Genomic DNA, 20,370 nt, shown 5'->3' on the forward strand with positions numbered 1-20,370 from the left:
TTCGGCGTGACCAAGATCCGGCGCGCGCTGTAGCGCGTCGCGCCGCGAGCCGCCGCCGGAGCGACTGTAATGACCACGGCAACCTTCCGTTTCCACGCTGAACTGAACGCGTTCCTGCCGGCAGGACTGCGTCAGCGGACATTCGCCGCATCGTACGCGCGCAATGCGTCGGTCAAGCATACGATCGAGGCGCTGGGCGTGCCGCATACCGAAGTGGGACGGATTGTCATCAATGGTGAGGCGGCCGGCTTCGAGCGACCGCTCGCCGACGGGGACAGCGTGGTCGTGTATCCACCCAGCGAGCGCGCCCCGGTGCCGCTGCGCGGCGCGCTACCCGACCCGTTGCGGTTCCTCGCTGACGCCCACCTAGGCCGGCTCGCGCGCCTGCTGCGCATGGCGGGCTTTGACACGTTGTACGACAATCGCATCGACGATCGCAACGTCGAGCAAATCGCCGCGCAGGAGCGACGCATTGTGCTCACGCGCGACCGAGAATTACTCAAGCGGCGCAGCATCGAGCATGGGTGCTATGTGCACGCACTCGATCCACTCGAACAGCTGCGTGAAGTCGCCGCGCGGCTGTCGCTGCACGCACAGGCACGGCCATTGTGCCTATGCCTGCACTGCAATGCGCCCTTGCGCCGAGTCGATAAAGCTGACGTGCTCGCGCGGGTTCCGCCCAACGTGCGCGAGCGATGCGACCGGTTTGTGACCTGCGACGTATGCGGCAGAATCTACTGGGAAGGCTCGCATTGGAAGCGGATGAGCGAGCTGATGGACGACGTGCTGGGCGGACGAGCTGCTACGGCATCACGGGCCACACCGTAGTCGTGCCTGCCGCGATATCGACACGGCAACAGCGGCCTTCGCAAACATGCAGCCCGAACGCTGTGCGCGCGTCGGCGTCCGATGGCGCACGGCAATGAAGCAGCGCGGTGCCCAGTCGCACCGCCACGCGCGTCTCGCCGTGCGATTCATACACCCGTTCCACCACTGCGGTGTGCTGGCCCTGCTCTGTCATCGAGACGCCGCGCGCATCGACGCGCCACATCAGCCGTGTACCAGCTGGCAGACCGTCGTCGCGCACATCGAGCAACACGCCGCCGATATCTACCTTGCCGCCGGCTACCAGTGTGCCCTCGCCGACGTTGTCGATACCTAGCAACTGCGCCACCTTCAGGCTGGCCGGCCGCTCGAATAGCGCGCGCGTCGGCCCTTGCTGCAACACGCGTCCACGGTCCAGCACAAGAATCTCGTCGGCCAGCAACGCCGCATCCTCTGGATCATGCGTGACGAGCACCGTGATCGCATCGATCTCCCGCTGCAACGTGCGCAACGTCTCGCGCAACGTACGCCGGCGCGGGGTGTCCAGCGCGGAGAACGGCTCGTCTAGCAAGATCACGCGCGCCTTGCGCGCCAATGCGCGCGCCAGTGCCACGCGCTGCCGCTGGCCAAGCGAAAGCTGGGCTGGCAGACGCTGCGCCAGTGGTGCGATCCCCAAATGCAGGCTCCAGTAGCGCGCGGCGTCCGGGTCGGCATCGGCGGCGAACGTAAGCTGTCGCGCAACGCTCATATGCGGAAAAAGACCGTAGTCCTGCGGCACGTAGGCCATGTGCCGCGACTGCGGCGCGCTAGCCGTCAGCACTTCACCATCGACGATTACCGATTGCGTCGCGCCGTGCTGCAGACCGGCGATCATGCGCAGCGTGAGGGACTTGCCGGACCCAGACGCGCCAATGATCGCCAACCGCCGGCTGCGCGCGCTCCATTGAACATCGAGCACGAAATCGCCGAGCGTGCATGTAAAGTGAAACGCAAGCGTGCCACCTGACGAATGACGTGGCACTGGCACGACTTCCCGGGCGAGCGAGCGCAATGGGTCAAGCTCGTCGCCCGGGGCGGCCATGGCGACCGGGCACGATGGCCGCAGACGGACGGTGACCGCCAGCGACAGTGCCAGCGCGATGCCCAACGTCGGCGCGAGTAACGGCAGCATCGCGGGTAGACCCACCGAGCCGAACATCACATACGTATACACCGGCAGCGAGTACGGATGGTAGGCCACCATCATCGTAGCGCCGAACTCGCCGAATGCACGCAGCCACGCGAGCACCATGCCGGCGCGGATGGACGGCCAGGCGATCGGCAGCCAGACGCGCAGCAAGCGCGTGCGCGCGTCATGCCCCAGCGTAGCCGCGACGTCGTCAAGGACCGGATCGACGGAATCGAATGCCGAACGGGCAGCCACAATCAGAAACGGCGCGGCCACGAAAGTTTGCGCGAGCACGATGCCCACGAACGAATCAGTTAACCCGCCGCCAGTTAACGTACCGAGCGGACTGTACGGACCGATCAGGAACAACAGGAGCACGCCGCTGGACAGCGGCGGCAACGCCAGGGGCAATTGCACAACAAAGCCGAGCACGCTCGCCCATCTAGAGCGTGAACGCGACAGCAGATAACCGAGCGGGATCCCGGTGAGCGCGATCAGCAGCGTAGCCAGCGTCGCGCTGCCAACCGACACGGTGGTTGCCTTGACAAGCGCCCCGGGCTCGATCGCGCGCCAGTCGGCATGCGCGAGCTGCGGCAGCATGGCAATAAACGGCGCGCACAGATAAAGCGCCAGCAAGGCCGCAAGCCACCTCAGGGGTGTGGCGCGCCGCCGCCCCGCGCCACTGCCACTGCCACTGCCACTGCCACTGCCACTGCCACGTTGCAGCATCATCGCGCCGCGTCGAGCATGGCCTGCACGCGTGCGGGGAGCTGTGTGCGCTCGCCGCCAACACTCGGCACAATCACGTCGATGCCGGCGTCACGCAGTAATGCGCGCGCCTTCGCGCCGAGCAGAAACGTCACGAAGCGCATCGCGCCTTCCTGGTTTGGCGCGTCGTTCAGGATCGTGATCGTATAGCTGGCCTTGACCGCGAGTTCGGCCGGCAATTTCACTGTCGGGATGTGCAACTGCGCCGTCTCGGTCGAATAAAAAAAGCCCACGTCGAGCTGCCCTGACTGCAGGCGGCCCATTAGTGTTTCTTCCGGCAACACCTGTTTCGGATTGTCCGGTGTTCCGAGCATGCGCTGCACCAGGTCAGGCTGCCGATACAGCGACGCGGCGCGAGTCACCGCCTCGAGCGTAAAGGCCCCCTTCGGATCGAGCTTCGGATCCGTGCGCCCAATCCGGATGCCCGGCTGCAGCAACACCTTGTCCCAGCGTTCAGTCTTCAGCGCCGCTGCAAAGCGGCTGTTTGCGTTGTAGCCGAGCAGCAGCGGCGACTCGCCAAAATTCACATACCAGCTAACCTGATTGCCGTTCGCAGCACCGCCCAGGCTCGCATTGACCTTCGGCGTGGCGCTGATGAACACGTCACCGCGCCGCAGCTTACCCTTCAACTCGTTGGCCAACTTGTTTGAGCCGGCGCCATAGCCAGAGAACGTCAGCCCTGACGCCTTTTCGAATGCCGGCCCGATGGAGTGCTCCATCACATGCACCAGCGACCCGGCGTACAACACCCGGACCGTGCCAGCGTCGCCGGCCAGCGCGACACCGGGCGCCGCCGCCACGGCCACCGCCGCCAGCACGAGCGCACTGCGCACAAGCCAAGACAGCGATAGGCACAGCGCTTGGGCGTTCGCCGCGAAACGTTCATCCAACATTGCGTTCCCCGTCTTCGTTGTATTGGGCCATATATTACGCTGTCGGGCGCGTTGACTTTTGCGCGCCGCCGTCCCATGTTGCGGCAGCATTGTCATCCCACACGCACGCTCGGTCAGCTAGACTGCACGAGGGTCCGCACCCAAACTGCCAAGGTATGCGAACGAGTCGCGCTTGCACTAAGAATGCTCGCGCCGCCACTTTAACCATGAAAAATTAGCAACGGCTATTTCCAATTGAGGTACTGATGCGCCTGTCGTTGAGTGTACTGTCCAGCACGAGTTCATCGGGGCAGACGGTTGGCCAGGACGATCGGATGGAATGCAAATGAACGCTCATTGTGCAGCAAAGTCGCAGCGGCGTTGAGTGGCCCACTTCCGACGGGGAACCCAATTACCGCGGCAAATTATGATCAGTATGGCGCAACGTCGTACGGCTCCATCGTGCGCTGAGCGGAGCGCGCGCGCGGCAGGCCTGTTGGTTGCTTCACCTACATGTGCGCGCCGGTGTCGCGCGACAATCAACGAATAGGAGCGTGTCATGACTGAAAATCAACGTCCAGAACCCCCACTGCCACACCAACAGCAAACTACAGTGCCTGGCCACACTGGGGACATGCAACCGCAACCCGACCATGGCGAGCATTCATACCAAGGCTCGGGCCGTCTTGCTGGCAAAGCGTCGATCATTACCGGCGGCGATAGCGGAATCGGACGCGCAGTCGCCATCGCTTTTGCTAGGGAAGGCGCTGACGTGTTGATTGCCTATCTCAATGAGGACGACGATGCGCGCGAGACAGCGCGCTGGGTTGAGCAGGCGGGACGACGCGCCGTGCTCGTGCGCGGCGATGTGGCACAGCGCGAGCACTGCGCGCGGATTGTCCAGCAAGCCGTTGACGCATTCGGCAAAATCGATGTTGTGGTCAATAATGCGGCGTTTCAAATGACGCACGAGTCGCTGGACGAGATCTCAGACGATGAGTGGGACAACACTTTCGATACGAACATTGGCGCGATGTTCAGGATCACCCGGTCCGCGCTGCATCATATGAAGGCGGGCGGCGCCATCATCAACACCACATCGATCAATGCCGACCGTCCGAATCCGACGTTGCTGGCGTATGCCGCCACCAAAGGGGCGATCCAAAATTTCACGGCGGGATTGGCACAATTGCTCGCGCAAAAAGGCATTCGAGCAAACTGCGTAGCGCCGGGGCCGATTTGGACCCCTTTGATCCCCGCGACGATGCCGGCGGAAAAGGTCAAGCAATTTGGCACGCAGGTGCCGATGAAACGGCCCGGACAGCCAGCCGAAGTGGCCCCCGTGTATGTGATGCTCGCGTCCGACGAATCGAGCTATGTTTCAGGCGCAACGGTTGCGGTAACGGGCGGCGCACCGATGCTTTAATCATACGTCAGGCAGGCGGCTTGCGCCCAGCACGCTATGCGGTGTGGTTTCGTATTGCGGCGTTGGGCCGCTTGTACGCGCCGGCGTCCTCACTCCCGGTGCCGTGCAGGTGCAGATAAACGAAACCGGCCGCAAGATCCTCGATGCAGGGCCAATGTCCAGTGGCATTCAACACAACTACAGTAGCATAGCGGCACAGCAGACGAATGGGCAGCAAACCGACAAAGCTTCCATGGCGCACGTCGATCGTATGCCTAAGCTTATGGTTATATTTGATTGCCCAATAGGCTGCTTGATCGGATGATCATGTCCGCTGGCAAGCTCCGTCGCCGTCAGCATGTCCCGGAGCCGCATCGCGAAGAATGCCTCGAAGCGCGCTGCATCGAATTTGAACAAGGGTGGAAACTGCCACAAGATCGGCCCAGCTTGTCATCAAATACTACTCCTGGCGCGGGGTCCCTGCCGGCACCTGAGCGAACCTAAGCCAGTTCGGGCTAACCTAGGCCGGCCAATCTGCGCTGACTTGTGCTGCTCTGAGTCAATTTAAGCCAACCTGTGGCAAGCCTGCGCGCACCACCTGTTCCGACGTCAGTCCAACGGTGGCGCGCCCCCCAGCAATGTCAGCCTGCCTTGCCAGGCAGGCTGACCCAGCGCACCAAGGGTCGTTCACGCATTAAGTACGGTCACCGACATCCTTTGACACTTTTGCCTGCAACTGCGCCTTGCGCTGTGCGATACGAGCGCCGAGTTCATCTAGGTCGACGCCCGCTTTGCGCAGCGCAGGGAATAGCACCGATTCTTCCTCGCTGACATGATGCTGGACGTTTTCCGCCAACACCTTGAACGCCGCATCAAAACCATCGTCGCCTGCCCGGGAGGCCCGGAGTTTCTCCATCAACGTCTTGACAAGAAAATGCTCGACATAGGCCTCGTCAACTTCCTTTTGCGGCTGTCCTGACAGCGCGCGATGCGCGGCCGGATACAGGATCTCTTCCTCAATAATCGTATGCATGGCCAACTCGTCGCATGCGCGCGTAACCAGAGTTGCCTTGGCATCAAGGTCGTTATCGGGCGTCTTCTCGAACGTATCGAATAGCCGCTGGACTGCGCGATGGTCCGCCTCCAGCAGCGCAATCGCGTCCTGTTCGGCTGCACGCGCCATATCGACGCCATGAGGTGGCATCGTCGAGGATCGCGTAGATTTTTGGTGTGTTGCAGTATTGGTCATGTTCGCTCCTATGAAAAAGCCTACTGCATTTAGCAACCAACGCGCCCGCCCTTTGTGTCGCCGGGCCACCGCACGGCACGGCGTGAGCATCGCTCCCGCTTCCCGCCCGAAGCCAACCCCGCACGCGGGCAGCGGGTCGGGCACTGGCGGCCCATACTGCACGCTCATCTTGTGCTCGCAGGTAACGATGTTTTATCGATCGTATGCCTGAACATTGAAGCCGTTCCGCGTCCAAAAGCCGCTGCGGTAACGGCTGGCGAGCCGATACCACATCGGCTTTCGGGACCAGCTGACGGCGACCGAGATCGCACAAGCACTGACTTTTGCGCGCTCGACATGGGGCAATCAGGCTGCATCGGTGAATCGGGCTGCACCGGTACCGATTCGGGACGCCGAGGGCATGCGTTGCGCCATCTCGATAGCCTAAAACCATCCGATCCATGCGAGCGCAGGGCCAGCGCCTGCCGCAGCCACGCGTTGGCACTGAGTTTGCTCAATCTGCGCATACAGCATCTCTTTCAAGGAGGATTGTCATGCCAGAAAGAAAGACTATGGCTCGAGCGCAGGCCGACAAGCGCGCCGGGAAATCGGCCAGCACACAGGCCGGCGAATTCGTCAAGGAAGAGGTTGAGCATGTGCGAGCCGGCAAGCATGGCGTGCGTTCGACCAAGCAAGCCGTGGCAATCGGGTTGTCAAAGGCGCGGCGAGCCGGCATCGACCTGAAACCGCCGAAGAAGGGCACCAGCAGCGAGGCCACCCGCAAAAAAGCGGCCAAGGACAGCGCGGCAAGCCAACACAAGACGACGGGTTCCGCAAGCAAGGAGACCCAGGCTAAGCGCTCGCGCACGACGACTTCCGTACTGCGACGCGAGCATTCAGACGGTGCCACACGCGAGTCGATGTCAAAGCAGGCCAGGTCCGCCGCGGCGAAACGGCCGGCCGCCAGCCGCTCCGCTGCGGCCAAGCGTGCCGCCAGGACCAAGGGCGCGGCAGGCCGCTCCGCCGCCGCCAAGAAGGCTGCCCACACGCGCGCCGCACGTGCACACCATTAAGGGACGGACGCGGGTCCGCGGGGTCGCGCCACGCGATCCCGCGTAGCCGCTTCCCCGCGCAGCCATCCCGGCGTCTGTGCCGTGACTGGCCAACATGGCTCTGCTCTACGCGCCCTCGAAGCCGCTGGTTGATAAGCGGCTGGCCGATAACGAACGAATAATGCTGGTGATCGGCGCAGGAGGCCCGCGAAACTTGAATTATATCGGTACAGCCCGGTACAATCAGCCCAGTTATTGCTTTGGCCGTCGCTAAACGGCCAGCTTTCTCCCCAACCTGCTTGAGCAGGCCGTCAGACTGGAAGGAACCCCGGTTGACGTTTCGGGACAGAGCCAGCGACAGAGCACTGATGCCTCTTTGAGGCCGTTCTACCGACGAAGCAGGCCGCGGCGGGACGAAGAAGAGCCTGTAAGGAAAGCCATCGAGGAATCGGCGGATCGATGGTGAGTACCGATTCCAATGTACAGATGCGCGGGCGATTGCAGAAGGCGTACGTCCATGCAACGCTCCAAACCTCCGTTTTTTGCCGGGCATGCCGGCAGCTCACTTCCGTACTTGTCGTCGCTGTACCCTCCCGCCCTGTCGATTGCGCAGGTGGCGGAGATCACCAGCGAAGCGCCGCAAACTACCCGGAATCGCCTCAGCAAAGGCACGTACCCGATAGAATCCGGGAAGGTTGGCCGCAAGCGCGTCTTTCGGCTCATCGATGTTGCGGCGCTTATCGATCAGCAAATTGCTGTTGACCCGTGCAACCCCGCCAACCGACCAGCCCAGCGAGGCCGGCCGACGAAGGCGGAGCAGGTAGCGAAACTGCAAGCGCGGCTAAGCGTCCCCTCATCCGGGTTGGCAGGGGGTACGCGATGAACGTCAAGCTTCGAATCAACCCATCGGCATGGCAAGCGGGGTTCAACGTTGGCCAGGCCGGCCGCCCAATGAGCCCATGACCCCACAACCTTGATCCGTTTTCCTATTTCTCGGGAGGGATCGAGGGGGACGCAAAAAGGCAAGGATGCGAATACAGCCAAGGAGGTTCGCTATGACGAGCCTTCAGGCTGCGCGTGTCATCCTGGAGCAATCCGATCGGAGCGCACATAAACTGACGACTGACGTGGTGACCGCCAGCTGGTGCTCCACACGCAACGAAGCTGCAGCCAAATTATGCGCCGCCGATAGACGCATACAGCTTCGCCAGGTACAGGCCGAGATCGACTATCTCGCTGGTAAGGTGCCGGCATGGGTGCAAGAGGTGATCGAGGCGCACCTTGCCATTGAGAAGGAGGACGCCAAGAGCGCCGGCTCGCTGGGTTTCATGGCGCGCGCCCTGGTCATCGCTACGATGCCCTACAAAGACCCTAAGGTGGACGTGTTCAAGCGCGAGAACGGCGACTTCCGCTTGCGAATCGTCGCGGATTACGAAGGCGGGATTCCCTTCTGGATCTATCCCCGCTTGCTCATGTCCTGGGTTGCCACCGAGGCCGTGCGAACGCAATCGCCGCTTATCGAGCTGGGCGACTCGCTTTCGGTATTTCTCCGCGACGTGCTGGATATTCGACGCGGCGGCGGCAAGCGCGGTAGTTCTACGCGCGTTGCCGAACAGATGAAGCGCTTGTTTGGCTCCCTCATCACGGTACAGTACACGGGCGACATGCAGCATCGCGGCTTCCAGTTGCACAACGTAACGATTGCCGATCGCCTGGAGCTACACGAACAGGAATTGCGGCTTGAGCTTCCGGAGCTGCCAGCGCCGGTCAACAGCAGCACTCTATGGATTCCTCAGGCGCGGGAACTGGCCGGCACCTGGAAAAGCAAGGTGCGGCTCTCAGAAAGTTTTTTCCGAGAGTGCGTCGATAAACCAGTGCCTATCGACCTACGTGTCTACAAAGCACTGCGGGGCTCACCGCTTGCGATGGATGTGTACACTTGGCTTACCTACCGCATGAGCTATACGCAGCGTCGCAGCCGCCCCATTCGATGGGAGGCCCTTATGGGCCAATTCGGTAGCAACCATGAGACGCATCGTGCCGTACTGGACTTCAAGAAAGCCTTCCTCAAGGCGTTGAAGGCTGTCCAGATTGTCTATCTGCGCGCCAATGTCGAAGTGACCGACAGTGGTGTGATCCTGTTACCGTCCCCGCCTCATGTGCCGCGGCAGCCGGAACTGTTCTGACGGACTCAGCGATTCCGTAATCAGAACTCCAACGCTTAATCACCCCTCCGACCTAGGCAGCGTCACAGCGAAGCGCCCGTGATGATGAACTCTCACGGGCGCTTTCGCCTGTGGATAAGGCTTGTAAACAAGTCGGCTTATCCGTGATGAGCAACTCTCACTGAAACGCTAGCAAAATCCGTTAAGGCCAGCGATGGCGCGGCTTCCCGGAGATTTGTCTCGATTCTCCTGTATCTATTCCTTTATGTCTTTTCCTTTAGATATACTTAGTAGTTGATCACTCGAATTTGTGGGGAAAGTGACATGTTTACCGCAGCAAAGACCGTCTATCTTCCCAGGGCTTACGCTACGCACCCCGTCCCTTCCAATGACCTGATATCGCCCTAGGCCTATGGTGGGATATCTACCAAGGCGGCAACTTCACAACCTGCTCGCGAAGTACGGGCTCGGACTGCGCGAAAAAGGGCGGGGGTTCGCAATCTATGACGTCAACTCAGGCGACACTACGCCAACCAAGGCCAGCGACATGCACGAGGAGCTGGGCAAAACGCGGCTGACTAAACGGCTCGGCCCATTCAAACCTTCGATGTCGACGACCGACGCCGTTCTTACCTACGACAAGCATCGGCCGCTGAAGCATGATCCCAAGATCCGCGAGGAGCGCCGGCAAGAGCACGCCGAAGCCCGACGCGAGCTACGCGCCCGGTACGGCGAGTACAAGAGGGCGTTCGTGTATCGCGACTCGACCCGGACACCGTGCGGCAGCGATCCTTGGACATCCGCGAGGCGGCTCGTCAGAAGCGACGCGAGATCCGAGAAACGGTTCCGGTCGCCGCAGCCCGTAAAGCGCTGTATAGCGTCGTTGCATTCGAGTCTCTGCGGGAGCGCGATCGGCTGCTACGCGAGATCCGCAAAGAGCGTCAGGCGATATTCGCAGACCCAATGAATCGCAGACTGTCATACCGCGAGTGGGTCGAATGGCAGGCGGCCGCTGGCGACGGTGCGGCTATAGGGCAGCTACGCGGCTTCGTCTACAGTGAAAAGCGACGTACGCGAGAGCTGGTGCAAGCCCTCGCCAATGACGAGGCCGACGGCGTCGTGCACATTGATGATGTGGACCCGGTTGCGCGAAACGTCGCCGAGGGACTGTATTTCCGTGTTCGCCGGGACGGCGCGGTTATCTATTGATTGGACGATGGTCGTGACGCTTTCGTTGATCTCGGTCGAGGCATCGACGTACTCGCCAAAGGCGACGGTGACGATATGTCGATTACGGCTGCGCTCCGGTTGGCCGCGGAGAAGTACGGGGGCACATTTGAGCTCACTGGCAGCGATGAATTCAAGCGACGTGCGATCGACCTGATGGTCAAATATCGAATTGATGTCCGCCTACGAGGCGCCGACCAAGAAGCACTGCGCCGTGCCGCAGCAGCGGCTGCGGCGAGGCACGCGCGCCGGCGAACGCCCAGCCGTCCCAGCGAGCCATGAACCGGTTCGCCGAATTATTGGGGTCGCGTGGACACGAATTGCACTTAGGTCTATAGTAGTCGCAGGTATTACCTTTGCTACGGAGGCCATGTCATGGTTACGGCAACATCTATCAAGATTGATGATGAACTAAAAGGGCGGGTTCAGCACTTGGCCGAGGCTCGTCGGCGCACTCCGCATTGGATCATGCGTGAAGCCATTGAGCAGTATGTCGAGCGCGAGGAAAAGCGTGAGGCGTTGAACCAGGACACGCTCAAGGCATGGGATGAATTTCAGGCGACTGGCCTGCACGCGACCGCCGAGGAAGTGGAAAAGTGGCTCGCGAGCTGGGGAACTGAAAACGAACTGCCTCCGCCAGAATGCCACAAGTAATCTTTGCGCCGGCGGCTATCCGAGATATGCAGCGGCTGCGCGACTTCCTGCGACCGAAGAATCCTGATGCCGCGAGGCGGGCTGGTGAAGCGATTAGACAAGGCGTACAAGCTCTCGGCGCCCACCCTCGAATGGGACGTCTCGTAGAAGGTCTGCCCGAGCAGTATCGAGAGTGGCCCATTGATTTCGGGGATAGTGGTTACGTAGCTCGGTACCGCTTGGATGCCGATGCCGTCACGATCTTGGCTGTCCGACACCAGAAGGAAGCGGGGTATTGATCATGACCAACGACGAGGTGAAGGCGCGGATCAACGTGCTCCACGACGAGGCGGCGGCTATTCTGGCCAAGCGAGGACTGTCGCCCCTGCAGGCTTACCGTCTGATCCTGGAGCAGGTCACGGTTCGGCACGAGCCTACGTTGCGGTTGTTCGCCGATGCGGTAGCGCATGATCAATGGTTCCGGCAGCAGGTCCGTGAGGGGCTGAAGGAAGCGGACGATCCAAACACGAAATGGGTCTCTGAATCGCACAGATGAAGGCTTGGCGGCTATAATCGCCGGAGCGATTCGCCGCTTGGGTGATCTCTCCAAGCGTCGTGCCCTCAGCGAGTGCGGGGGTCGAGACGAAACCGTTCAGAAGCGCGGTAAGGAAAAAGGGGGCTGCGTTTCATGCCTGCTCTCCCTTCTGGTGCTTCCCGAGCTCGGGATCGAGCACGCTGACAAACCAACCGGGCTCTCGCATGAAGTCGCTAAGGCTGCCGTGCTCTGCTCGGACAGTCGGCGGTTGCGGACCTGCCAGAGGCGAAATTGCACATCCAAGCTGGCCATGAACATCACCGGCAATCCGGCGACAAGCGTGAAGATGCCGAGCACGTTGCCGCGTGAAATTGCATAGGCCGCTATCAAAAGAAAAGCTGTCCCCGTTCCAATGGCAAGCCGTTTTTGAAACCGGAACCGTTTCTCCAACTCCGCAATGCTTGGTGCACCGATTGATCGACTCCGCATCATTTCGTCGAATCCCAGCTCGTGAGCGGTGGTGTCCTCAATCTGCCGTTCAGCGCGAACCTTCTTCTTCGCGCGCTCGTATAGCTCCTTGATGAAGATGACGTTTTCGTCATGCTGCTGTTTGGCTGCCTTGATCGATTCCAGGTTCTTTCAGAACGCGTATGTCGGGATAAAGAGGCGCGGCTATGTGGCATCTTGAAAGGCGTGGGGATGAGGTACCGGTACCGGTCCTTTGCAGCGAAGGTCCGGATCGTGGCTGGGGTCTTACCGATCAATTCGGCAAGTTGTTCGATAAAAATGACACGCGGAGATCCGCAATCTGCGGCTACCAAGGGGCGCACGTCTACCTTTCACACACAAGAAAAGCGCGTGTGGGGTGTCGTCCCCCACGTGTGAGAGCCCCTTGCAGGTGGCTAGCGGACTGACAAACCGATTCAGCAATGCAACTTCGCGCAGATTGCAGAGCCTGGTCGGTTCCCTACGCTCTCGGGAGCGCAGCCGTTTTCTGAGTTATCCCTTCACTGACTTGACTCAGCGGCACCAGCATCATCACAGCCCCGATTGGGATTCGGTGCTGCGAATTGTGCTGATCAATCTAGAGCAAAGCAGCAGAAAATTCAATATTTCCATTTAAAAACAATAATATACGTAATTACGTACGCATGTATGTATGCGGCGGCCTTGATCGTTACTTCAGTCTCGCTTCACCAAGTCCTCAGTTCGAGGACCGTAGTGCCGCGTGCAGCGCCGGACATCGCGCTCGAAAAGGCATCGAAGAACGACACTCCGGCGTGATGCCATCAATCAGTTCGAAAATTTTGTTGCCACTCGGCTGACTCATCGCCATATCGGCTGCGCCCTATCGCTGCCGTTCGGCGAAATACGATCGTCCGCCAAGCAACAAGATGGCCTTGCTGATCGTCGCGTACATACGTACGTATGTACGCAGCCTCTATCTAAGTCGTTTTGCCAGATCTTCTGCTTTGGGGTGGTAATACCGCATCAGCATCCGCGGATCGCGGTGGCCGGTGATCTTTGCAAGTTCGTGCATAGGGAAAATAGACGCGAGCCGGGACGTAGCTTCGTGCCGCAAGTCATGGAAACGAAGATCGACTAGATACTTCGTGTCGGGTACCTTGCCTGCGTCTTCGCATTCCTGCTCTTAAATCTTCCGAGCTCGATCTACGGCCCGCTCAAACGCGCGGGTTACAGCGTCTCCTTTGATGGAAAAGACGCGTCGGGCGCCGGCGCGCTGGCCGTCGGAAGCCTTCCGCCACTCTTTCAGCGCCTCGATGGCACGAGGCGAAAGGGGGACATCTCGGGAGCTATCATTCTTAGTGTCGAGAAGGTGAGCAACGTGACGTTTTGCTTGCGGTTTGCGTACGAGCTCGACGGGATTGGAAAGGCTCTCCATTCCCCATTCCTTGCGGGCAATGCTGGAGACGTGCGAGAGAACGGCCAGGCGCCGCAGTACCGTCGCGGGCTTCAAAGGTGGATCTGCCTGCTTCAGCCAGTCGTCGCGTAGCTTGGCCACGTCCGAACTGCGCACTGACGCCATCGATCGTTGTGCGATCGGAGCTGCTTTCCACGTCCGCAGGAAAGAAATTTCTTGTGCTTTCCCTTTCTTCAGCGGCGCAATTTCACGCTCGTACCGATCAAGTACCTCGCACAGGGTTGTCGACTCGGCTTCCGTTCGGCTGACGAACATGCCGCGGTCGATCTCGGACTCGATCTGTCGAGCCCAAGCTTCGGCTTCCGCGCGCGTATTGAACGTCTTGGTCTGTACAGGGTAGCCCTTCCGGCGAACGCGGGCCTGCCACTGAAGATCGCCTCGACGGATGATAGATGCCATTCACTGCTCCTCGAGCTTCGACAGCCCGAGTGGCGCAAAATTGGCGCAATAAATCGAATCTACCAAAGAAAAAGGGCCTAGCCATCGGCTAAACCCTTGAATCTATTGGTGGAGCGGAGGAGGATCGAACTCCCGACCTTCGCATTGCGAACGCGACGCTCTCCCAGCTGAGCTACCGCCCCACTTAAAACGACAAGTATAGCAGAAATGCAGGCCTCGAAAGCAAGACGTTTCCCCTCCTACTTCCGCGGCGCCCCTGCCAGCACCCAATCCACCAATACCTTCGCATCAGCCTCACTCAACCGAGGTTGCGACGGCATCGGAATCGGTCCCCATACCCCTGCTCCACCCTGCATGACCTTCTTGACCAGCCGCGCGGGCGCCGTCGCATCCGCCTTGTACCGTTGCGCGATCTCAGCAAAGCTGGGCCCGACGAGTTTGCGCTCGATGGCATGACAACCAAAGCAAGCATTCTGCTTCGCCAGGGTCTGCGCGCGCTCGGCATCATACGCATGTGCACCGGTGGACGTCCCCGCCAGCACAACGGCCACGCCCCAACACAACAGTCCCCACTGAACAGACCTAAACCCACCCAACAACCAAACCTCGTGCCGACGCACCTGATTGACGCCACTCATCAATTTGAAGCCTCCGGGTTACCCGGCTTGATCGCCGAGTTGGACACGGGAGCGGGCGGTTGCTGATCAAGCGGTTGCGCGGTCACCCCTGACGGCGGCACTTCGCCCACTGTCGCCCCCGTCGGCTGCTCCACCTCGGGTGCAGAAGCCGCGCTAGCACTGGATGCCGGCGTCGCCACCAGCGACTTCGCATCCTCGGGCTTCACGTACTGAAACAACTTGACGACCTGCTTCACACCGGTCACGCGACTGACGACATCCGCCCCGCGATTGCCTTCATCAACCGTCACCAAGCCCATCAAATAAACAATGCCGCGCTCCGTGGTCCATTTGTAATAGTTTGCCGAGATATCCTTGCTGCCGACCAACGCAGCCTGCACCTTACTGCTGATATACGTATCGCTGGTGCGCGAAGAAAACGAACTCGCGGGTTGCACGGCCAGTTCATTGGCGATACTGCTCACATTAGTGATGTCACGCACAATCGACTCGGCCTTTTGCTTCGTGGCCTCATCCGGCACCTCACCGGTCAACAACACGCGACGGTTATAAACCGTTAGGTTGACGTGGGCGGTGTCCGGTAATGCACCGCCGATCCGTTTCAATGCCTTGATTTGGATCTCGCGGTCCTCCGTCTGTGCCCCGAGCGTGCGCCGGTCAACAGCAACCAGCGTACCGCCGGCCGCGCCGCCCAGCAGCAGCAGGCCGCAGCCCTGGAGCGATGAAGCAAGGCCCACGGCCAGGACGGCATGCATAAGCGTTTTGCGAACGCAAGTGGCAGTCATCAACAAGCTCTCCCTGATTTGGTCAGTCTTCTTCCCCGAGCAACATTGCATCGATCCCATCGCACAAGCAGTGGATCGTCAGCAGTTGAAGCTCATGAACCCGCGCATGACGCTGCGCAGGCACGCAAATATGGATGTCGGTATCGGTCAACGATTGGATCAGCGGCCCGCCGCCGGCCCCAGTCAGCGCGACGACGATCATCTCCCGCTCATGCGCAGCATCGATGGCCGCAACCAGCGCCGGTGCCTCATCGTGCACACCGATCGCCAGCAGTATGTCGTCGCCGTGTCCCAGCGACCGCACCTGGCGCGCGAAGACCTCGTCGTGCGCCTGGGTGCCACCCAACGCTCTCATCGAGTCATCGTTGGCCAGCGCAAGCGCCGGCAACCCCGGACGCTCACGCTCGAAACGGCCGACGAGCGCTGCCGCGAAACGCTGCGCGTCCGATGCGCACACGCCATCCCCGCATGTCAGGATCTTGCCGCCGTTCGCCAGTGTCGCGAACATAGCATCGATCGCCGCGGCAATCGGCACTCCCAGTGCGTCCAATGCAGTCAATTGCAACTCCGCGCTCTCACGGAACTGCCGCTGAATTCTCTCGATCGACATCAATTGCTCATGCTCGTTTCTCGCCCGCGAGTTTACCGCAGTCGCGGATCTTCACTGAAGGCATCGACGACCCACGTCAGTTGGCCTCCCTCGAACGCGACGATGTCAAACCGGCAAGGCGGCACCGCCCGTAGGCGCCCGTCTGCCAGACGCGTAGCCAGGAAAGCCCGGGCGGCGGCCATCAGGCGGTATTGCTTGCGCACATCGACACTGGCGAGTGCTCCACCATAATCGGGGCGATTGCGAGCACGGACCTCAACAAATACGATCGTCCCATCGGTGGTCCGCATAACAAGGTCAATCTCCCCGCGCCGATAACGTACGTTGCGCGCTACTAGCGCCAACCCGTGGCAGCTCAAATGGCGCAGCGCATGCGACTCGAAAACACGACCGACCCGCTTCGACATCGGCCGGCGCGAAAAGTTGTCTAACGCCCTTTCGGCCCGCGTCGGCTGTGTCGGCTGTGTCGGCTGTGTCGGCTGCGTCGGCTGCGTCGCCGGCCGGGCAGTATCAGTCGCTATACCATGTCGTGGCACAATGGCGGGCGCTTCGTTGCTCATCGCTTCTCCTGAGGTATTCCGTGATCGATTCCCTCGCGCTCGCCGAGAACCAGCACTATCCGGCACCAGCGCTTTATGTGATGGCGACGCCGATCGGCAATGTCGCCGACATCACGCTGCGCGCGTTGCACGTGCTTGCGCTGGTGGACCGCATTGCGGCGGAAGATACGCGCAACACGGCACAACTGCTCGCGCGTTACCAAATCACGGGCCCCTTGCTGGCGGTTCACGAACACAACGAACGCGAAGCCGCGCAACGCGTCGTTGATTTCCTGCACGCGGGCGAGCGTATCGCGTACGTATCAGACGCGGGCACGCCTGGCATCTCGGATCCGGGCGCACGGCTGGTCGACGCAGTACGCGACGCAGGACTAGACGTGGTGCCGATACCGGGCGCCAGCGCGGTGACCGCGGCGCTAAGCGTGGTCGGCGACTGGGCAAGCACGTTCACCTTCGCCGGTTTCTTGCCGACCAAGCCAACGCAGCGGACCGCCCGGCTCCAAGCATTGGCGTCGCGTGAAGAAGCGCTTGTTTTCTATGAGGCGCCGCACCGCGCGCTCGAGACCGTACGCGCGTTGGCCGAAACGCTTGGCCCGTCGCGTCGAATGTTGATCGCGCGAGAAATCACCAAGCTACACGAGAGCCTGCATCAGTGCAGGCTGGCCGAAGGGCCAGCATGGCTTGCCGCGGATCCGAACCGGCTGCGTGGCGAGTTCGTCCTTGTGGTCGAAGGTGCTGGCGCACCCACGCAAAGTGATGCGCACCAGCACGACGCAATACTGACGACATTGCTGAACGAAGTGCCAGTCAGCACCGCGGTCAAACTGGCAGTCGCACTGACGGGCGCATCACGTGGCGTGCTCTATGCGCGTGCGCTTGAATTGAAAAAGGACGGACCGGGAAGATAAAAAGCCGCGATTGAACCACGGCCCGGGACAGAGCATATTGCACCAACCTGCAGTTTCGATCATCTGACCGACGCGAGTTGCTCGGCCATCGCCACGCGGGCCTCGTCGCGCGACAAGCCTTGCAGCCGCACTCTTGCGGTCCCGGAATGCTGCAGCCCAAGTGCACTCGCCGCCGCCTGCGACACGTCAATAATCCGTCCGCTGTGATACGGCCCACGATCGTTAATCCGCACCACCACCGATCTCTTGTTCGCCACGTTGGTCACACGCACGAATGATGACAGCGGCAAGCGCCGATGCGCAGCAGTCAACGCATTCTTGTCGAAGCGCTCGCCGTTCGCAGTACGACGGCCATGGAAACGGGGGCCATACCAAGATGCGCGCCCCTCCTGCTTGAAGTCCGACACATCAGGCGCATCCGCGACCAGCGGCTCGGCATCGGCAAGCGAGGAGACATGACGTGCGGCCGTGTCGGCCGGCGCATCGCCCGACTCCCCGCGCGCGAGTGCATCTAGGGCTAACTTTGCGCGGCTTGACACCGACTGGACGACCGCCGCACTGCTTGCCCCCGCTCTTCCCATCGTCGGGCTCACCGTCGTTGGCTCCTTGCGACCGCTGTCCGTCGCGCAACCGGCCAGCAGAAGAAGAGCGCAAACGGTCCCATAACATCGAGGCCATCGAGCTTTCATAGGTACGTCTTCACTATTGTGAGCCGCCGCCAAGGGCCACGGCTCTGGGCGAACGAACGGATGCGCCACAGCACCGAACAGGCAGGCTGCGCACGGTGGGCGACGATCGCGAAACGGCAAGCGCCGTGATCCGCCAGGTTTTAAGGCACGTCTGGCCGCCCCTTTTTAGAGACGTCAACCAGACCCGAATCACCGCTGACGACGTTACAACGGTTGGCATGGCGCTTGCGAAACAAGCGTCATGTCGACCAGCGGTGAAGGCTCCGTACCGGTGCCGGGCTACGCCGGGAATCAGGCGCCCCGCGCCCAACCGGATGGAACGTGTCGCACCGACTTGCAATGCTGGATGCCACCGCGTTTCGTACGCGGCGTTGTTATTGGACGGCGCCCTTTTCTACTCCGCCGGATGGTGCAGGGGCGTCCGACTTGGCATGCACAATTAAGGTGCATGCCGGCCATTATACCCGATTAGTGCAGATCGTCATTTTCCGCAGTACGCTACTGCGGCCAGGCGAACGTGCAGATGCGCGGATGCGCGGATCGGGACATGACGACTACAATGTTGCCTTCATTCAGCCAAGCCGTTCAGTGCGCTTCCGAACCCAATGCAAGTCAAGCTGATTCCCGTCACTGCCTTCATGCAGAACTGCTCGCTGCTCGTGTGCGAGCAGACTCAACGCGCCGCCATTGTTGATCCGGGAGGAGATCTGGAATTGATCCAGGCGCAGGTGCAAAAGCACGGCGCGAGCGTAGAAAAGGTTTTGTTGACGCACGGACACGTCGACCATTGCGCAGGTGCCCGTGCATTGGCAAGCTACTACGGCGTGCCGATCGAAGGACCGCATCCGGATGAACAATTCTGGCTGGCATTGCTGCCGCAGCAGAGCACGCGTTTCGGCCTACCGGCGGCGCAAGCGTTCGAGCCGGACCGCTGGCTACACGATGGCGATACCGTGCGGTTCGGCAATGAGATACTGGAGGTCCTTCACTGCCCGGGACACACGCCGGGACACGTGGTTTTTTTCAGCCGCGAACATCGACTTGCGCTGGTCGGTGACGTACTGTTCGCGGGATCGATCGGGCGGACAGATTTTCCGCGCGGCAATCATGCAGATCTTATCTCGTCGATCCGCAAGAAGCTGTGGCCGCTCGGTGACGACGTACGCTTCGTCCCCGGACACGGTCCGATGTCGACCTTCGGCGACGAGCGGCGCACGAACCCATACGTGGCGGACCACATTACTGCCAGTTAACCGGATACTCAATGGACGAAATCTATGTCAGCACTGATATCGAGGCTGACGGCCCAATTCCCGGCCCGCATTCAATGCTGAGTTTCGCATCAGCGGCCTATACCGCGGACAAACAACTGATCGCAACGTTCTCTGCCAACTTGGACACGCTGCCCGGCGCGTCTGCGCATCCGATTCAGGACGCGTGGTGGAAAACGCAACCCGACGCTTGGGCAGCATGCCGTACAGATACGCGCGCGCCCGAAGAAGCACTGCCCGCCTATGTCGATTGGGTCGAGGCTTTACCCGGCAAGCCCGTCTTCGTGGCCTATCCGGCCGGCTTCGACTTCACGTTCATGTTCTGGTACATGATGCGCTTTGCTGGCCGCTGCCCGTTTTCCTGGTCGGCGCTAGACATCAAGACGCTGGCGTTTGCAATGACCGGGCTGCCTTACCGGAAGGCGATCAAGCCGCGACTGCCGAAGCACTGGTTCGACGCCCATCCGCACACGCATGTGGCGCTCGACGATGCGATCGAGCAGGGGGCATTGTTTTGCAACATGCTGTCGGAGTTGAGCGTCCACCAGGCGGCGCATGCCCAATGGCTGGCGGAGACAACGAACGACGAACTCGCAAAAGCAACGCCTCTCGAGCCAACGGCAGGCCCCGCGGAGTCCGAAACGGGACCCGGGCAACAGGGCGGCGGCCTTTGAGCCCCTAAGCCGCCAG

General features: G+C 60.9%; 22 protein-coding genes, 1 tRNA gene and 1 pseudogene. 13 read left to right on the forward strand and 11 right to left on the reverse strand.

Features of this window, described 5'->3' with window-relative positions; genetic code table 11:
* The first annotated feature begins 69 nt into the window (after positions 1-69).
* Positions 70-828: a Mut7-C RNAse domain-containing protein gene (locus B0B13_RS11585; RefSeq protein WP_076785957.1), complete on the forward strand. Its 759-nt coding sequence runs from the start codon at positions 70-72 to the stop codon at positions 826-828.
* On the opposite strand, the gene B0B13_RS11590 is transcribed toward B0B13_RS11585, so the two are convergent.
* A complete protein-coding gene (locus tag B0B13_RS11590; RefSeq protein ID WP_083703726.1) occupies positions 803-2,725 on the reverse strand; it encodes an ATP-binding cassette domain-containing protein in 1,923 nt (640 codons plus the stop codon). The two genes, B0B13_RS11585 and B0B13_RS11590, sit on opposite strands and share 26 nt — an antisense overlap.
* Positions 2,722-3,654 (reverse strand): extracellular solute-binding protein, encoded by a 933-nt coding sequence (locus B0B13_RS11595; RefSeq protein WP_237574005.1) that lies wholly within the window; start codon positions 3,652-3,654, stop codon positions 2,722-2,724. Before B0B13_RS11595 ends, B0B13_RS11590 begins: the two co-directional genes overlap by 4 nt.
* Before the next feature lie 538 nt (positions 3,655-4,192).
* On the opposite strand from B0B13_RS11595, the gene B0B13_RS11600 reads away from it, so the two are divergent.
* Positions 4,193-5,059, forward strand: a complete 867-nt coding sequence (locus B0B13_RS11600) for an SDR family oxidoreductase (RefSeq protein WP_076785955.1) — start codon at positions 4,193-4,195, stop codon at positions 5,057-5,059.
* A gap of 673 nt (positions 5,060-5,732) precedes the next feature.
* Here B0B13_RS11600 and B0B13_RS11610 read toward each other — a convergent pair.
* On the reverse strand, positions 5,733-6,242 hold the full coding sequence (locus tag B0B13_RS11610; RefSeq protein WP_076796501.1) for a hemerythrin domain-containing protein: 510 nt from the start codon (positions 6,240-6,242) through the stop codon (positions 5,733-5,735).
* Positions 6,243-6,820: 578 nt separating this feature from the next.
* Here B0B13_RS11610 and B0B13_RS11615 point away from each other — a divergent pair.
* The 8 genes from B0B13_RS11615 (at position 6,821) to B0B13_RS11645 (ending at position 11,899) form a co-directional block, all read left to right on the forward strand.
* Positions 6,821-7,339 (forward strand): DUF6496 domain-containing protein, encoded by a 519-nt coding sequence (locus tag B0B13_RS11615; protein ID WP_076796504.1) that lies wholly within the window; start codon positions 6,821-6,823, stop codon positions 7,337-7,339.
* 1,034 nt (positions 7,340-8,373) lie between these two features.
* On the forward strand, positions 8,374-9,504 hold the full coding sequence (locus tag B0B13_RS11625; protein WP_170872430.1) for a replication protein RepA: 1,131 nt from the start codon (positions 8,374-8,376) through the stop codon (positions 9,502-9,504).
* A gap of 391 nt (positions 9,505-9,895) precedes the next feature.
* Positions 9,896-10,450, forward strand: coding sequence for a hypothetical protein (locus tag B0B13_RS20085; protein WP_422393111.1), 555 nt, complete (start codon positions 9,896-9,898; stop codon positions 10,448-10,450).
* Complete coding sequence (locus tag B0B13_RS19435; protein ID WP_235091357.1) at positions 10,447-10,692, forward strand: hypothetical protein; 246 nt, start codon at positions 10,447-10,449, stop codon at positions 10,690-10,692. The genes B0B13_RS20085 and B0B13_RS19435 overlap by 4 nt, the downstream gene beginning before the upstream one ends.
* On the forward strand, positions 10,693-10,992 hold the full coding sequence (locus tag B0B13_RS19440) for an LPD7 domain-containing protein (RefSeq protein WP_237574006.1): 300 nt from the start codon (positions 10,693-10,695) through the stop codon (positions 10,990-10,992). It abuts the gene before it with no gap.
* A gap of 93 nt (positions 10,993-11,085) precedes the next feature.
* A complete protein-coding gene (locus B0B13_RS11635; protein WP_076785951.1) occupies positions 11,086-11,364 on the forward strand; it encodes a CopG family ribbon-helix-helix protein in 279 nt (92 codons plus the stop codon).
* Between the two features lie 26 nt (positions 11,365-11,390).
* On the forward strand, positions 11,391-11,642 hold the full coding sequence (locus B0B13_RS11640; RefSeq protein ID WP_235091472.1) for a type II toxin-antitoxin system RelE/ParE family toxin: 252 nt from the start codon (positions 11,391-11,393) through the stop codon (positions 11,640-11,642).
* Positions 11,643-11,644: 2 nt separating this feature from the next.
* Positions 11,645-11,899 (forward strand): hypothetical protein, encoded by a 255-nt coding sequence (locus tag B0B13_RS11645; RefSeq protein WP_170872431.1) that lies wholly within the window; start codon positions 11,645-11,647, stop codon positions 11,897-11,899.
* 96 nt (positions 11,900-11,995) lie between these two features.
* Here the strand turns inward: B0B13_RS11645 and B0B13_RS19445 are convergent, their stop codons facing one another.
* The 7 genes and pseudogenes from B0B13_RS19445 to B0B13_RS11680 all read right to left on the reverse strand — a co-directional run bounded on the left by B0B13_RS19445 (position 11,996) and on the right by B0B13_RS11680 (position 16,659).
* Positions 11,996-12,328 carry a hypothetical protein gene (locus tag B0B13_RS19445; protein WP_235091359.1) on the reverse strand — a complete coding sequence of 111 codons (333 nt, stop codon included), beginning with the start codon at positions 12,326-12,328 and terminating at the stop codon, positions 11,996-11,998.
* Positions 12,329-13,319: 991 nt separating this feature from the next.
* Positions 13,320-14,219: pseudogene (locus B0B13_RS11655) on the reverse strand (tyrosine-type recombinase/integrase).
* A gap of 106 nt (positions 14,220-14,325) precedes the next feature.
* A tRNA-Ala gene (locus B0B13_RS11660) sits at positions 14,326-14,401 on the reverse strand.
* A 57-nt stretch (positions 14,402-14,458) separates the two neighbouring features.
* On the reverse strand, positions 14,459-14,857 hold the full coding sequence (locus tag B0B13_RS11665; RefSeq protein ID WP_076796509.1) for a c-type cytochrome: 399 nt from the start codon (positions 14,855-14,857) through the stop codon (positions 14,459-14,461).
* Positions 14,857-15,642 (reverse strand): BON domain-containing protein, encoded by a 786-nt coding sequence (locus B0B13_RS11670; protein ID WP_076797306.1) that lies wholly within the window; start codon positions 15,640-15,642, stop codon positions 14,857-14,859. The genes B0B13_RS11665 and B0B13_RS11670 overlap by 1 nt, the downstream gene beginning before the upstream one ends.
* 22 nt (positions 15,643-15,664) lie before the next feature.
* A complete protein-coding gene (locus B0B13_RS11675; protein ID WP_076796512.1) occupies positions 15,665-16,252 on the reverse strand; it encodes an SIS domain-containing protein in 588 nt (195 codons plus the stop codon).
* A 32-nt stretch (positions 16,253-16,284) separates the two neighbouring features.
* Positions 16,285-16,659: a YraN family protein gene (locus B0B13_RS11680; RefSeq protein WP_076787580.1), complete on the reverse strand. Its 375-nt coding sequence runs from the start codon at positions 16,657-16,659 to the stop codon at positions 16,285-16,287.
* 233 nt (positions 16,660-16,892) lie between these two features.
* Between B0B13_RS11680 and rsmI the strand changes: the two genes are divergently transcribed.
* Positions 16,893-17,720, forward strand: coding sequence for a 16S rRNA (cytidine(1402)-2'-O)-methyltransferase (rsmI, locus tag B0B13_RS11685; RefSeq protein WP_076797307.1), 828 nt, complete (start codon positions 16,893-16,895; stop codon positions 17,718-17,720).
* A 59-nt stretch (positions 17,721-17,779) separates the two neighbouring features.
* Here rsmI and B0B13_RS11690 read toward each other — a convergent pair whose 3' ends face one another.
* The gene (locus B0B13_RS11690; RefSeq protein ID WP_076796517.1) at positions 17,780-18,409 is read right to left on the reverse strand and encodes a septal ring lytic transglycosylase RlpA family protein; all 630 of its coding nucleotides are present in this window, start codon (positions 18,407-18,409) and stop codon (positions 17,780-17,782) included.
* A gap of 605 nt (positions 18,410-19,014) precedes the next feature.
* Between B0B13_RS11690 and B0B13_RS11695 the strand changes: the two genes are divergently transcribed.
* On the forward strand, positions 19,015-19,662 hold the full coding sequence (locus B0B13_RS11695; RefSeq protein ID WP_076785946.1) for an MBL fold metallo-hydrolase: 648 nt from the start codon (positions 19,015-19,017) through the stop codon (positions 19,660-19,662).
* Between the two features lie 11 nt (positions 19,663-19,673).
* Positions 19,674-20,354 (forward strand): 3'-5' exonuclease family protein, encoded by a 681-nt coding sequence (locus tag B0B13_RS11700; protein WP_076796520.1) that lies wholly within the window; start codon positions 19,674-19,676, stop codon positions 20,352-20,354.
* The last annotated feature ends 16 nt before the right edge of the window (positions 20,355-20,370 follow it).

Source organism: Burkholderia sp. b14 (assembly GCF_900156195.1).
Classification (GTDB): Bacteria; Pseudomonadota; Gammaproteobacteria; order Burkholderiales; family Burkholderiaceae; genus Mycetohabitans.

Excerpts from the sequence above, each read along its gene's own strand:
- B0B13_RS11585 (WP_076785957.1), top strand. The coding sequence starts at position 70 with ATGACCACGGCAACCTTCCGTTTCCACGCTGAACTGAACGCGTTCCTG.
- B0B13_RS11590 (WP_083703726.1), bottom strand. The coding sequence starts at position 2,725 with ATGATGCTGCAACGTGGCAGTGGCAGTGGCAGTGGCAGTGGCAGTGGC.
- B0B13_RS11595 (WP_237574005.1), bottom strand. The coding sequence starts at position 3,654 with ATGTTGGATGAACGTTTCGCGGCGAACGCCCAAGCGCTGTGCCTATCG.
- B0B13_RS11600 (WP_076785955.1), top strand. The coding sequence starts at position 4,193 with ATGACTGAAAATCAACGTCCAGAACCCCCACTGCCACACCAACAGCAA.
- B0B13_RS11610 (WP_076796501.1), bottom strand. The coding sequence starts at position 6,242 with ATGCCACCTCATGGCGTCGATATGGCGCGTGCAGCCGAACAGGACGCG.
- B0B13_RS11615 (WP_076796504.1), top strand. The coding sequence starts at position 6,821 with ATGCCAGAAAGAAAGACTATGGCTCGAGCGCAGGCCGACAAGCGCGCC.
- B0B13_RS11625 (WP_170872430.1), top strand. The coding sequence starts at position 8,374 with ATGACGAGCCTTCAGGCTGCGCGTGTCATCCTGGAGCAATCCGATCGG.
- B0B13_RS20085 (WP_422393111.1), top strand. The coding sequence starts at position 9,896 with ATGGTGGGATATCTACCAAGGCGGCAACTTCACAACCTGCTCGCGAAG.
- B0B13_RS19435 (WP_235091357.1), top strand. The coding sequence starts at position 10,447 with ATGAATCGCAGACTGTCATACCGCGAGTGGGTCGAATGGCAGGCGGCC.
- B0B13_RS11635 (WP_076785951.1), top strand. The coding sequence starts at position 11,086 with ATGGTTACGGCAACATCTATCAAGATTGATGATGAACTAAAAGGGCGG.
- B0B13_RS11640 (WP_235091472.1), top strand. The coding sequence starts at position 11,391 with ATGCAGCGGCTGCGCGACTTCCTGCGACCGAAGAATCCTGATGCCGCG.
- B0B13_RS11645 (WP_170872431.1), top strand. The coding sequence starts at position 11,645 with ATGACCAACGACGAGGTGAAGGCGCGGATCAACGTGCTCCACGACGAG.
- B0B13_RS11665 (WP_076796509.1), bottom strand. The coding sequence starts at position 14,857 with ATGAGTGGCGTCAATCAGGTGCGTCGGCACGAGGTTTGGTTGTTGGGT.
- B0B13_RS11670 (WP_076797306.1), bottom strand. The coding sequence starts at position 15,642 with ATGACTGCCACTTGCGTTCGCAAAACGCTTATGCATGCCGTCCTGGCC.
- B0B13_RS11675 (WP_076796512.1), bottom strand. The coding sequence starts at position 16,252 with ATGTCGATCGAGAGAATTCAGCGGCAGTTCCGTGAGAGCGCGGAGTTG.
- B0B13_RS11680 (WP_076787580.1), bottom strand. The coding sequence starts at position 16,659 with ATGTCGAAGCGGGTCGGTCGTGTTTTCGAGTCGCATGCGCTGCGCCAT.
- rsmI (WP_076797307.1), top strand. The coding sequence starts at position 16,893 with ATGGCGACGCCGATCGGCAATGTCGCCGACATCACGCTGCGCGCGTTG.
- B0B13_RS11690 (WP_076796517.1), bottom strand. The coding sequence starts at position 18,409 with ATGAAAGCTCGATGGCCTCGATGTTATGGGACCGTTTGCGCTCTTCTT.
- B0B13_RS11695 (WP_076785946.1), top strand. The coding sequence starts at position 19,015 with ATGCAAGTCAAGCTGATTCCCGTCACTGCCTTCATGCAGAACTGCTCG.
- B0B13_RS11700 (WP_076796520.1), top strand. The coding sequence starts at position 19,674 with ATGGACGAAATCTATGTCAGCACTGATATCGAGGCTGACGGCCCAATT.